Genomic DNA, 13577 nt, shown 5'->3' with positions numbered 1-13577 from the left:
GTTATTACAAGGTTTGCATTTGATAACACAGCAGAGAGTAGTATGAACTCAGTGACGCCAAAATTTACTGTAGAAGCCTTATCAACGCAGTTGCAACATTATTATCAATTGACGGGGCAGCTTTCTCCTTTAGCAAGCTATTGCGATCAAAACTTTCTATTAGATACAGGTCAACAGCGCTATGTTGTTAAAGTGGCTAACAGTGCTGAATTGAAAATAGGTCTAGCGATGCAAAATAGTGCCATGAAGCACCTTGCAGAAAAAGGCTTACCTGTGCCTCAGGCACAAGAAAATATTACTGGATTAGGCATCACCGAAATTAATGATGATGAAAATAATACCTTTTATCTAAGAGTGCTTTCTTATTTATCTGGAGACTTTTACGCACAGGCCAATAGTGAAGTAATAACACCACCATTGTGGCAAAACTTAGGTCAGTTCATGGCAAAAGTTACAATGGCGCTCACTGATTTTCACCATCAAGGGGCTTACCGTTATTTTGATTGGGATTTAGCCCACGGTTTTGCCATTTGTCAGGATAAAAAACAGAACCTAAGTGCAACACAGCAGGATGTTGTTACGCATTTTTTAACGCTATACCAAACGCAAACAATGCCAGTGTTAGCCAAGTTACCGCGCAGCGTTATTCACAATGATGCTAATGATCACAACTTATTGATTAATAATATTGAGAACCCTAATAGCATTATTGGTTTAATTGATTTTGGCGATATGGTTTTTAGTCATACAATTAATGAGCTGGCGATAACTGCTGCCTATGCCATGATGGAACAATCAAATCCAATCGAGACACTTAAACACGTTGTTGCTGGATATCATCAAATTTATCCACTGAATAATGATGAATTCGACGTGCTAGTAAGTTTAATCATGTTGCGTTTATGCACTAGCGTTTGCAATGCGGCGTTGGCAATAAAACAACAGCCAGACAATAACTACTTAAAGGTTTCAATAGCACCTGCTTGGCAGTTACTGGATTATTTTAAACAACAAAACTTATTTGCGATCACATGCCAGCTAAAAGCAGCTTGCGATATTAATCCTGATCCCGGAAAAAGTAAAAAGGCGATAAAAACCTTTCGTGAAAAACATTTAGGTAAAACCCTAAGTTTAAGTTTTAAAGAGCCACTTAAAATTGTGCGAGGACAGGGCGCTTATCTATACGATGAGCAAGGGAATGGTTACCTCGATATGGTGAATAACGTATGCCATGTTGGGCATTGTCACCCTAGAGTGGTTGCCGCAGGCCAAGCACAAATGGCAAAACTTAATACGAACACCCGCTTTTTACATGACAATTTAGTGGATTATGCTGATAAGTTGCTAGCCACAATGCCAGAACGATTATCAGTCTGTATGTTTGTTAATTCCGGTAGTGAGGCTAATGAACTTGCTTTTCGGTTAGCGCGCAACTACACAGGATCGGAAGAACTATTGACGGTAGAAGGTGCGTATCATGGCAACACTAACGCTTGCATCAATGCCAGTCCATATAAGTTTGATGGTCCTGGCGGCGAAGGGGCAAAAGATTATGTTCACAAAGTTATGCTACCTGATCCTTATCGAGGGCAGTTTCAAGGTAATAACGCAGCCAGTGCCAATGCATATGCTGACGATGTGCAAAGGGCCATTGCTAATTTATCGACGCAAGGCAAAAAGCCAGGAATGTTTATTTGTGAATCTTTACAAGGCGTAGCTGGGCAAATCATTATGCCTGATGGCTATTTGCAGGCTGTTTATCCTCAGGTAAGAGCCGCGGGAGGTGTCTGTATTGCTGACGAAGTACAAGTAGGTTTCGGCCGAGTGGGAACGCATATGTGGGCCTTTGAAACGCAACAGGTAATACCTGACATTGTTACTCTAGGTAAACCCATTGGCAACGGTCACCCAATGGCAGCCGTTATCACTACTCAGGAGATTGCCGACGCTTTTGTAACCGGCATGGAATATTTTAATACTTTCGGGGGGAATCCAGTCTCTTGTGCTATTGGCATGGCAGTATTAGACGTGATTCATGAAGAAAAACTCATGGAAAATGCCAAAGAAACAGGTGCTTACCTCAAAGACAGGCTACTAGCATTAAAGCAACATTATGAGGTGATAGGTGATGTACGTGGTTTAGGCTTATTTATCGGTGTAGAAATGGTAAAAAATAGGCAAACGAAAGAGCCTGCTACAGAGCTAACAGCCAAACTTGTTGAATTTGTCAAAACACAACAGATAATTCTCAGTACTGAAGGACCTTTTTATAACGTTTTGAAAATAAAACCACCTATTGTTTTTAACAAAAAAGATGCTGATAAATTTATATTGGCGCTAGAATTAGGCCTAGAAACAATCGATTGTTAATATAGCAAGTGCTTATGTATTAAGCCCGTAAATAACGTATTTTGTGCGGCGAAACGTGATATTCGTTCCCGCACATTATTTTGATACACCCTCTCTACGTTGAACAATGCCTGTATCCATTATTTGGCATTGTTACCTGTTATTGACCTACTTTTTATTAAACCGTTATTGGTTTTGAACATTAGCCCCTTTAGTAAAACACAACATCAATGTGAACCGCTCGATAAATAAAAAATAAAAAACCTTTAATAACATGTTGTTACAAGTTTTGTATGCAATATATTTGTTTATTTTCTCTTCTGCCGTTTACTTTTCGTCAATAAATATACTATTATCTGATTTATACTATAAATACGATAGTAGTATAAGTGTGCAGTAAGACACGCGTTTAAATGACATGACTAACAGAGGAATAGATATGAAAAACGGCAAGCCATTCAAGCTCAGCTATTTAACATCTCTACTCATGTTAAACCTTGGGGTATCAGGTATTACATGGGCAGATGCAAATCAAGCGGAAGAAGATAAGGCAGATAATGACACTGAAGTAATTACTGTTACAGGTATTCGCGGCAGCTTAATAAATTCCGTAGGAATTAAACAAGACTCGAGCAATGTAGTTGATGCAATATCTGCAGAAGACATTGGTAAGTTTCCAGACCAAAACGTCGCTGAATCTCTACAGCGTATTACAGGTGTATCAATAGATCGCAGTGGTGGTGAAGGTCAATTGATTACGGTTCGTGGTATGGGACCGGAGTTTAACTCGGTATTACTGAATGGTAGAACATTAGCAACAACCAGTGGTGGTCGTGCGTTTAGTTTTGATATTCTTGCGTCTGAGCTTATTAATGGTGCAGAAGTATACAAAACGCAAAACGCATCTCTACAAGAAGGTGCAATTGGCGCTACTGTTGATATAAGCACGGTTAAGCCAATGGATTTCCCTGGATTTAAGGCTGTTGGTAGCATCAAAGGGATGTATGACGACATGACAAGTAAGGTAAGCCCTCAGTTTTCTGGGCTTATCAGCAACACCTTTGATGATGACAAATTTGGTGTGTTAGCCTCTTTTTCTCATTATAAACGTGAAAGTCGTTATGATCAGGCAAATACTGCTTATTATTACAAAACCGAAAATCAATTAGACGGCCAAGATTATGGCGAAGTTTATTTTCCTCAAAACTATGATCAAATTGCGCAAACGGAAACACGTGAACGTAATAGTGGCACGTTAGTCCTTCAATACAAGCCGACAAAAAATGTTACGGTAACAGCCGATGCATTATATTCAGATTTCAACGTGCAGTATCGCCAAGATGTATTTCCAATGTGGTTTGAAACTGGAAATGTAAGAAACCCTGTGCTTGATGAAAGCAATACTTTAGTAAAAGCAGATTTTGTTAATAGTTTTATCGAAACCTTAGTACGTCAATCTGATGCAGATAACAAACTAAAAGCCTTTGGTTTAAACCTTGATTGGCAAATAAATGATAACTGGGGATTAACTGCTGATATTAATACGTCAAAGGCGGAACATGATCCGGGTAAAGGGTGGTCTGATGTTGTTGCTGGTCGCCCAGGTGAATATACGTACGACAGAACATCGGGTGATCTCGTACCAACAATGACGTTTGAAAATTTCAAAGATGGTGATGTGCTTACTGCGGGCTGGGCTTCTTTACAAGGAACGCGTGTCGAAGATGAAGTGTTAGAAGCTAAAATAGATAACGATTACTTCTTGGAAATGGGACCATTAGTTAAAGTTGGTTTTGGTGTACATTACTCAGACCGCACGCTTGGCTCTACATATGCCGAAACAGAAAACCCACTACCGTGGATATATGCTGATAATAGTTCCCGTATTCCTTTACCTGCAGATATGCTTTGGACATATAATGCTGATGGTTTTCTATCAGGTGGTTCAGGTAACCCGACAGAATTTTGGCCGACATTGAATTCAGATGATCTTTTTGCCTTTTTAGGTACTGAAGACGCAATTTCTCAATTAGATGACCCTGAAGTGGCACGTGAGATATTTGCGCGAGCAGGCTTTGGTATTGTAGATGATCCAACAGCTTACGAAGTGAATGAAGAGTTAATGTCTTTGTACACTGACTTTTACTTTGAAGGCGAAATGAATGACATGCCTTGGTCGCTAGTTGCAGGTGTACGCTATGTAAAAACTGACAGTACTTCAAAAGGTAATCAAGTTGCATTACTCGATTTGATTGAGTCTAACGAAAAGCCAGGAGAAGTGCGTGCGATTACCTCTGATGATTATGTTGCTGTTGAAGTAGGGCATAGTTATAGCAATGTATTGCCGAGTTTAAATGGTAAATTGGAAATAACGGATGAAATCATTGCCCGTTTAGCATGGTCAAAAAGCTTAACACGTCCGGAATTAGCTGAGATGTCTCCACTTTCTAGCTATGGTGATGGACCAACAGACCAATTATTTGGTTCTGGAAGCAACCCTAAACTTAATCCTTTTGAATCTACAAACATTGATTACTCACTAGAGTGGTATTACCAAGAAGGTAGCTATGCTGCAATAGCAGGTTTCACTAAAGATGTAGATGGTTACTTAGGTTATGGTGAAACAGAAGAAACAGTCACTGTACCTAGCGGTAGCTATACTTACAAAATGTCTCGCCCTATTAACGAAGATAGTACCAAAATTGACGGTTATGAAATTGCGGTACAACACATGTTTACCAGTCTTCCAGCACCATTTGATGGTTTAGGTGTGATTGCTAACATGACCTTTGTTGATAGTGAATCAACAGCAGATAAAGGTGGAGAAAAGCTACCATTAATTGGTTTAAGTGATTCACAAAACCTTATTTTATTCTACGAAAAAGACAATATTCAATTCCGTATTGCCTATAACAACCGAGATCGTTTTATGCAGTCTAAACCGCAATCATGGCGTGATGGTCATTACGTAGACGATTATAAGCAAGTGGATATTAGCGGTAGTTATGACTTGACTGAAAACCTAACCGTTTTCTTTGAAGGTATTAACGTGACTAATGAGTTGTATATCAAGAATGCGGAATACGCCAATCAAACGTTAACAGTAACAGAAACTGGCCCTCGATATTCTTTGGGTATTCGTGGCAAGTTTTAGTCACTGCATCAACTAAATCAAAGTTAATCAGGTACTCAATAGTAGCTTGGGTGTCTGATTGACTTTGCCATCACATTGTTTTTGACATTTATCAACGAGAAGTAATTATTTTTATGAGTCAGACACATCTCTGGTTACGTGCCGAAACTAAACCTCATGAACAGCGCACTGCCCTTACGCCTAGCGGTGCAAAATCGCTTATTGATACCGGTTTTAAGGTGTCAGTTGAACAAGGGCCACAAAATATTTTTCATATAGAACAGTATCAAGCGGTTGGCTGCGATATTGTTCCACAAGGCAGTTGGCCACAAGCGCCCAAAGAAGCCTTCATTCTGGGATTAAAAGAGCTGCCAGAAGATCGTTTTCCTTTGATTCATAAACATATTTATTTTGCTCACGCGTACAAAGCACAAGCTGGGGCTGCGCAAATATTATCTCGCTTTACCCAAGGTAAAGGGGAACTTTACGATTTAGAGTTCTTGCTTGATGAAAATAATCGCCGTATTGCGGCATTTGGATATTGGGCTGGATTTGCAGGCGCAGCACTTGGTGTGTGGGCTTGGGCAAATAAAGCACTTGGCAAGCAAGTAATGGCGCCAATAAGTTCTTTTCCTGATCAAAGTAAGTTAATCGAAACCGTTTCGTTATTGCTCTCTCAATGTGCGAGTAAACCAAAGGTCATGGTGATAGGGGCGAAAGGCAGAAGTGGTTCAGGCGCTATTGGCTTAGCTAAGGCATTACAATTAGAAACGATTGAATGGGACATGGCGGAAACAGCTGTAGGTGGTCCATTTACACAGGTAAACGATGCTGATGTGCTGGTTAATTGTGTATTAGTAAACCAAGATTTACCGCCTTTTGTCACCTTTGATTCATTAGATACCGCGTCTCGTAAACTTAGTGTTATCACGGATGTCAGCTGTGATCCATATGGCGATTATAACCCGATACGAATATATGAACGTTGTACTACCTTTAACGAACCAACGATCGAAGTATTGTCAGGCAGTAACAGCTTGCATCTTATTGCAATTGACCACTTACCGTCATTATTACCAAAAGAGAGTAGTGAAGACTACGGTCAACAGCTTGTTCCTTACTTAGCAACTTTAAATGATTTGCGCTTACCCGTGTGGGATAAAGCGCTCGAATTCTTTCATCAAAACACGACACATCTATAAGAGAAACCTAACTATGAACGCAACTATTCATTGGCTTGGCGTTGGGCTATCTGCCACGCCAGGTATCAAATACTTAGCTAACTCATCACATAACCTTTTAGTTTGGAACCGCCGAATTGATAAAGCGCAAGATATGTTAAATGACGCAGATATTGAATGTCAGTTGATGCAACTCGATTGGTCAGTACTAGCAAACAAGGTAAAACCTGGTGACGTGCTAGTATCGATGTTACCCGCAAATATGCATGTTGAAGTAGCGAACTTATGCCTTGAAAAAGGCGCACATTTTGTATCAAGCAGTTATATTTCACCTGAAATGAAAGCATTGGATGCTAAGGCTAAAGCGAAAGAATTAACCTTTATTAACGAAATTGGTTTAGATCCTGGTATCGACCACTTATTTGCGCATTTATTGGTGAATCGATTTAAAGCGAGCGAAGCGTGTAACCCTAATACTAAGCTTTATTTTCGCTCATATTGTGGTGGTTTTCCAAAAACACCAAATGACTTTAAATATAAGTTCAGCTGGTCACCACTTGGTGTCCTTAAAGCGCTGACATCACCGGCAAAATGGCTTGAAAATGGAGTTGAGAACACTTCAAAAGGCCCATGGGAAGCATTAAAAGATATACATATCAGTGCGGTAAACGAGACATTTCAGGCCTACCCTAACCGCGATTCAGTGCCATTTGTTGAGCAATACGAGTTTGAACCAACATGGCAAATTGAAGAATTTGTGCGTGGTACGCTACGTTTAAATGGCTGGTCTCAAGCATGGCAATATCTTTTTGATCAAGTGGGTGATCTTCAAGGTGAAGATGGTTTAGCAAAAATGGAAGCGATCAGCCAAGATTTGGAAGAAAAGTACAGTTACGCAGAAGGCGAACCCGACCGTGTAGTTATGTCAGTTGAGCTTGAAGCAAAGCAAGAAGACAACACCGTTTGGCATCAACGTTACTATATGGACGCAGCAGGCAATAATGAGGGGCAAGCGATGGCACGTTTAGTGTCTATTACCGTCGCAATTGGTATTGAAGCGGTTATCAATGGTGATATTCCAGCAGGCGTACATGCAGCACCTAGCCAACCTGAAATTGCACAAAAATGGTTAGATAAACTCTCGGAACTTGGCCAATCAGCACACATTGAACAACTTGTTTAATTGTTATTTCCTTGGCTATGTATTTGTAGCATTGGCGCCCCTTAGGTTTATCTAAGGGGTTTTTTTCTGCCAACAGATATGTACAACAAACATCGATATTTATTATCATTCCATGTTTAATTTGTTAGGCACTGTGTGATCACGCTGTTTGTTTTTTTTCGGTTAATAGCAAATTACCATCACCTAAAAACGTCAGTATTATTTGCTTAGCGGGCCGGTCATCGTCAAATAGGTAACTGTATTTTTCAACAATTCTATCTCGGTCTGCTTGCGATCTTGCAGTCGACATTTCATCTCGAAATGGTTGTCCTTCCATGATACCTGCATAATGACTCGCTAACGCCGCAGTCGTTCGTAATGCATTTTCTACATTAGGGTTTTCTGATAATGCGTGTTTTAACTGTGCTGTATATGGATAGTCTGCAGGTAAAACTAATTGTCCTTCGGTATCAAACTCGATGGTTTTTGGCGGTGTTGATATATTATATTGCGATAAAAGGTCTTTGAATTGTTCTTGAGTATACTTTGATAAGGTATCAATGTTATGTGCGGTCGGCAGCAATAGTGGAATATCATTTATATTAACTGAGGAAGACTGAGGGCCAGGCGTTAAATAGTCATCTAGAACGATATTTTGTTTGCCTTGATTTGTATTCATAACATACGTTTCAGCATTACTTGGTGTTACCTGATCTTTGTTCGATATCGCCGGCTGATAATCTGCTAACACTTGCGCAAAATTATTATTGCTTTTAAGCATGCTTGCTGGTTGTGTATTTTGAGTATGCTGTCGAAAAGTTACCTTGGATATTTCCATTTTGCGTGCCACCTTATCGCTGTAAAACTAACTTGCTAAGAAAAGGTATAGCAATAATCACTCCACTTTTGGGGCGTTTACGATATTTAAATTAATACTTGGTCCATTAATGCCTGCAGACAGCAGCAACCCAAAAAATTACTCACTAGAAATGGTTAAGGGTCTTGTCAAGGCTGCCAGATTATTATGTCTACGGCAAACTGTTGCCGATAATGAATAAGGTGTATAAATGGAAAAAATAAATGTTTTAACTTTAATAACTATTAAAGTAGCTTCATGCTGCTCAATATATAAATGAGTGGCAACTAACACAAATAACAGCGCAATGTTGTTTAATTTGTTGTTAATTATCTCGTTGCTGATTTTCTTGTGCGATTAGTTTTGGCACATGCTGCAAAGACGACTGAATCAGTGCCAGCTGTGCGGTTATATCCGGAGAAAAGTATTGTGATGATGTTATTCGCTGCCATTTATTTTGCTGCAAAACATATAGTCCTTTCATCTTTATGACGGTTTCATCGTTTAAGGTGATGTCTAGCTTTACTGGTTCAAAGAGCTCGTTATCATCTAATGGCGTGAACGCTTGCTTTAAGTCAACATCATCATGTGTTTGACTATGATTATCATGCTTTTCGTCTGAATTTTGATGTTCACTTAAATGCGTTAAATAAATTGGTACAAATGCTGAGTCTTGTTTCTTGAAGAATATCGGATACTGATGGCAAATATCTTCTAAATGATCCAATCTTAAGTATTGCCATTGTTTATCAATATCGCTTTTATTTACATCTATGTTTATTTCACGGTTTAATTGTCTTATTTCGTTAAGTATTTCGCGATTAGTTGGTAGTAGGGGCGGCATTTTACGTCGTCGAGTTTGTACTCGTTGAAAAGCGTCGTTTGCTTGTTTAGCTAATTGATCTTGATTGCCTAACATATTTTCTTGAGTGACAAAGCCCATACCATAAAGGATATATTGATAACTTGCCGCTGGAAAAAGATCATAAGGGCTCAGAAAGCCATTATTTTCAGGAGCTTGGTATTGCCACATTGTTAGCAACTCTTTTAATGAATCTGGGACTGTTTTTGGGTCACGGTTATCATGCCAAAATTCACTATCTTCTCGTTTGCTTAATACGTAATGTAACTTTAAAAAGTCGATTATACGTTGCCAGCGAAAGAGCATATTCTTGTTATATTGGCGAGCAACTACATCCATAGCTTCACGGCTGGCAGGCATTTGTAATGCAATAGTTTTTGCCGCCAGCTCCACCATAACTAATGCAGACGCTTCCAGTGGCTCTAGAAAACCTGCGGCCATGCCAACTGCGACACAATTTTTGTGCCAAAAACATGCCCGATAACCTGGGTTAATGTCTAACGTTCTAAACGACAACTGTTCTACATTATCTACCGTTTTTGCTAAATAGGTTTTTAACTGTTCAGTAGCCCGCTGATGTGAAATATATTTACTGCTATATACATGACCAACACCACGTCTTGTTGGTAGGCCAATATCCCAAATCCAACCAGCTGTTTGTGCGGTTGATATTGTCGCTGAAGCAACATCTGAATCAGCTGACGCGTAGGGGACTTGTACGGCAATTGCTTTATCGATAAATAAGGTATCTTTTTTACTGATAAATGGGATTTTATAGTGATCACCAATTAATGCCGCAGCTTGCCCAGAGCAATCAATGAAGAGATCGCCATTAATTTCGCCATGCTGTTTAGTTATTAGCGAGGCGATGTCGCCATTGCCGTGGCTGTTAACCGATACAACGTCGTCAAGAATATGTTTAATGCCTAATTTTTCGGTGCCATGTTCAGTGAGTAATTGAGAGAACTTGCCCGCATCAAGGTGGTATCCATAGTTCTCTATTGTTTTGTAGTCACCAAGTTTAAGTTGTTTGGGCGCACGATTTTGCTGGCAAAGCTTAGCTTGCAGACTAACTACGTCGGCAAATTTTTGCTTATTAGATTGCTTTTGCCAAGCGTCGACTAAACTTAGTGTTTCAAAGTCTTGCGGTGGCGTAAAAGGGTGGTAATAGGCGTCACCGGGTTGCATGTCTACCCAATCAACAAACTTGGATGCTTGTTTAAATGAGGCATCGCAACGCTGCATAAAGGTAAGTTCACTGATGCCAATTTGTTGTAAAGTATTCACCATAGTTGGCCAAGTACCTTCACCTACGCCAATCGTTGGGATATTGGGTGATTCAATAAGTGTGACAGTAAAAGGGGAATGACGATTGATGTGTTTTACCGCGATCAGGCATGCTGTCAACCACCCCGCACTACCACCACCAAGTACAACAATTGATTTAATCATTTACTTTCCCCTTAAAATGTGAAGAATATAAAATATATAGTATAAATGGGATATTATAAAGTGATAATGAATTTGTACAGTAGTTTTTCGCGATTACTGCAGGTACTAAGTAGTTTTAAAAAGAAGAGGTCTTCATGAAAAAGTCTTTGTTTATCTGTTGTTTACTGCTTTTTCTTATTGGCGTAGGGCATACAAAACAGCGCACTGATTATCAGAATTTGATCAATAGGGTTGGTACACCTATGGCACATCAAGATTTCGATCAATATGGCAATCAACAATATAATCCATTCTTTGACGCCGGTAGTTGGCATGGGTATTTACTACCAGAAAAGAAAACAGAACTTGGTGGCTTTAATGGTCCTATGATTATTGCCGAAGAGTATGGCGTATTTATCGCAAAGCAACTTGAAAAGCTAACGTTAACAAACAAGCGTACCGGTCAAATATTTAATTGGGCTTCGTTTGAACACACGCAACAAGCATACCCCGGTAAACTGATTCAACAGTATGAAAATGACCAATTAATTGTACGACTGATGCTACAATTTGTTGGTAATCGTACGGCACTTATCGCTACAACGTTGACAAGTAAATCGACCAAACCTTTAGCGCTTGGGTTGACTTGGTCTGGAAATCTATTGTCAAAGTGGACGCCAGAACAAAAAATTTCAACGCAGTTTCCTGATTGGCAAAGAAAGTTATCAGCCTCACCTGATGGAATTAACATTGATTTTGGTCGATTACGCAGTACTTGGAATATGATGTTTTCTGGTCGTTCTCGTTATGCTATTTCACGTTCGATAAGGTCTGTGACATCAATTGAACAACAATCACATGCTTACAGGAGTGATGCATCATTAACGCTTGCCGCCAATAAAAGTCAAACCTTATACACAACGCATAGTTATTATCACAATGAACAAGAGGTTATAGAAGGTGAGGCCTTAATTAAGGATATATTGGCGTCGCCAGTGACGTATTTAGCCGCATCGGAAAAACGCTGGCAACAATACTTAGCGCCAATTAAAAGCATAGTAGACACAAAGAAACAGCGAGTAGCGGCTAAATCAATTGTTACATTAATTGGTAACTGGCGCAGCGCTGCAGGTGAATTACAGCATGATGGTGTAACGCCATCAGTAACTGCTCGTTGGTTTAATGGTGTTTGGGCATGGGATACATGGAAACACGCTTATGCAATGGCTCACTTTGCGCCAGAAGTCGCAAAAAACAATATTCGCGCCATGTTTGATTATCAAATAAAAGCTAGCGATCAGCTTCGACCACAGGACACAGGTATGGTAATTGACGCTGTGTTTTTTAACAAAGACAGTGCTCGTGGGGGAGACGGTGGCAACTGGAATGAACGTAATACTAAGCCCGCACTTGCCGCATGGGCTGTCTGGGAAGTTTATCAAGCAACGAATGATGTAAATTTTGTCGATGAGATGTTTGAGCCGTTACTTGCCTATCATCATTGGTGGTATCGAAATCGAGATCACAACAAAAATGGTTTAGTTGAATATGGCGCGACACGCCACCGTTTTCATAATGATGTTAATGGTAATATCAGTTTTAAAATGCGCACCAATCAACAGGCAAAGTATTTAAAACACTGCCAACAAAGTAACGATGAGTGGTTAACGTGTCGAGGTTTAGCGTTATACGAGCAAGTGCTAGCCGCGGGAGATTATGTCGAGTTAGACATCGGTGCTCAACATGGTGCTGGTTGGGAATCTGGTATGGATAACGCGGCGCGCTTTGGCTTTATTAACCAACAACAGCTCGCTAAATATGCAAAAAATCATTATCAAGGAGACATTCAGCGTGCTAAACAAGATTGGCAAGTGAGGTTTTTTGAAAATCGTGAAAGTACAGGTGAATTATTAGGGTTTTCAATTGATCAAGAGTCTGTGGAGTTAAACGCTTATCTAGTAAAAGAGAAGAAAATACTGGCCAAAATGGCGAAGTTGCTTAACCGGAATAAAACCTACGATACCTTAAGTAAAGACGTTGATGTGTTAACGCAATTGATAAATGATTGCTTTTTTGATGAAAACACTGGCTTTTATTACGATCTGAAAATAAGCTCAAAAGCCTTAAAACCAATGCAATGTGAGGGAAAATTACTCACTGAAAGAGGCATGGGACCTGAAGGATGGAGCCCTCTTTGGGCTGGCGTTGCTCAACAGCATCAAGCTGAAAAAGTGGTCAGTAATATGATGTCTGAAAAGCACTTCAACGCTGTTATTCCTTTGCCAACTGCAGCGTTTACCAATCCTGCTTATGATCAAGATATATACTGGCGAGGCCGTGTTTGGTTAGATCAATTCTATTTTGGTATAAAAGCGTTAGCCAATTATGGTTACAATCAACACGCTAAAGCGCTTACAATGAAGCTTTTTAATAATGCACAAGGGTTAGTGTTAAACGACCCAATTAGAGAGAACTATAATCCAGAAACAGGAGCAATGCAGGGCGCGACTAACTTTAGTTGGAGTGCCGCTCATTTATACATGCTATCTGTGGAAGAAAATAAATAAGCCATCGGCAAAACAATAAAAAGTATTCAATACTTT

Annotated in this window: 7 protein-coding genes; 5 read left to right on the top strand and 2 right to left on the bottom strand. The window is 39.8% G+C overall.

What is annotated here, in order from left to right:
• Positions 1-42 precede the first annotated feature (42 nt).
• From QUE09_RS14360 to QUE09_RS14345, 4 genes are all read left to right on the top strand, one after another.
• Positions 43-2370 (top strand): aminotransferase class III-fold pyridoxal phosphate-dependent enzyme, encoded by a 2328-nt coding sequence (locus tag QUE09_RS14360; RefSeq protein WP_286233521.1) that lies wholly within the window; start codon positions 43-45, stop codon positions 2368-2370.
• A gap of 418 nt (positions 2371-2788) precedes the next feature.
• Positions 2789-5503, top strand: coding sequence for a TonB-dependent receptor (locus QUE09_RS14355; RefSeq protein ID WP_286233519.1), 2715 nt, complete (start codon positions 2789-2791; stop codon positions 5501-5503).
• Between the two features lie 113 nt (positions 5504-5616).
• Complete coding sequence (locus QUE09_RS14350; protein ID WP_286233518.1) at positions 5617-6684, top strand: saccharopine dehydrogenase; 1068 nt, start codon at positions 5617-5619, stop codon at positions 6682-6684.
• A gap of 13 nt (positions 6685-6697) precedes the next feature.
• Complete coding sequence (locus QUE09_RS14345; protein WP_286233517.1) at positions 6698-7846, top strand: saccharopine dehydrogenase C-terminal domain-containing protein; 1149 nt, start codon at positions 6698-6700, stop codon at positions 7844-7846.
• A gap of 139 nt (positions 7847-7985) precedes the next feature.
• Here the strand turns inward: QUE09_RS14345 and QUE09_RS14340 are convergent, their stop codons facing one another.
• Positions 7986-8663, bottom strand: a complete 678-nt coding sequence (locus QUE09_RS14340) for a hypothetical protein (protein ID WP_286233516.1) — start codon at positions 8661-8663, stop codon at positions 7986-7988.
• A gap of 343 nt (positions 8664-9006) precedes the next feature.
• Positions 9007-10995: a tryptophan halogenase family protein gene (locus QUE09_RS14335; RefSeq protein WP_286233515.1), complete on the bottom strand. Its 1989-nt coding sequence runs from the start codon at positions 10993-10995 to the stop codon at positions 9007-9009.
• 134 nt (positions 10996-11129) lie between these two features.
• Here QUE09_RS14335 and ygjK point away from each other — a divergent pair, with 134 nt between their 5' ends.
• A complete protein-coding gene (gene ygjK, locus QUE09_RS14330; RefSeq protein ID WP_286233514.1) occupies positions 11130-13541 on the top strand; it encodes an alpha-glucosidase in 2412 nt (803 codons plus the stop codon).
• Positions 13542-13577 lie beyond the last annotated feature (36 nt).

This window comes from Thalassotalea sediminis (assembly GCF_030295915.1).
GTDB classification, from domain to species: domain Bacteria; phylum Pseudomonadota; class Gammaproteobacteria; order Enterobacterales; family Alteromonadaceae; genus Thalassotalea_C; species Thalassotalea_C sediminis.
This window is presented reverse-complemented; position numbering and strand designations above follow the sequence as displayed.

What these genes read in the sequence shown, in the direction of transcription:
- QUE09_RS14360 (WP_286233521.1), top strand. Translation starts at nt 43, where the DNA reads ATGAACTCAGTGACGCCAAAATTTACTGTAGAAGCCTTATCAACGCAG.
- QUE09_RS14355 (WP_286233519.1), top strand. Translation starts at nt 2,789, where the DNA reads ATGAAAAACGGCAAGCCATTCAAGCTCAGCTATTTAACATCTCTACTC.
- QUE09_RS14350 (WP_286233518.1), top strand. Translation starts at nt 5,617, where the DNA reads ATGAGTCAGACACATCTCTGGTTACGTGCCGAAACTAAACCTCATGAA.
- QUE09_RS14345 (WP_286233517.1), top strand. Translation starts at nt 6,698, where the DNA reads ATGAACGCAACTATTCATTGGCTTGGCGTTGGGCTATCTGCCACGCCA.
- QUE09_RS14340 (WP_286233516.1), bottom strand. Translation starts at nt 8,663, where the DNA reads ATGGAAATATCCAAGGTAACTTTTCGACAGCATACTCAAAATACACAA.
- QUE09_RS14335 (WP_286233515.1), bottom strand. Translation starts at nt 10,995, where the DNA reads ATGATTAAATCAATTGTTGTACTTGGTGGTGGTAGTGCGGGGTGGTTG.
- ygjK (WP_286233514.1), top strand. Translation starts at nt 11,130, where the DNA reads ATGAAAAAGTCTTTGTTTATCTGTTGTTTACTGCTTTTTCTTATTGGC.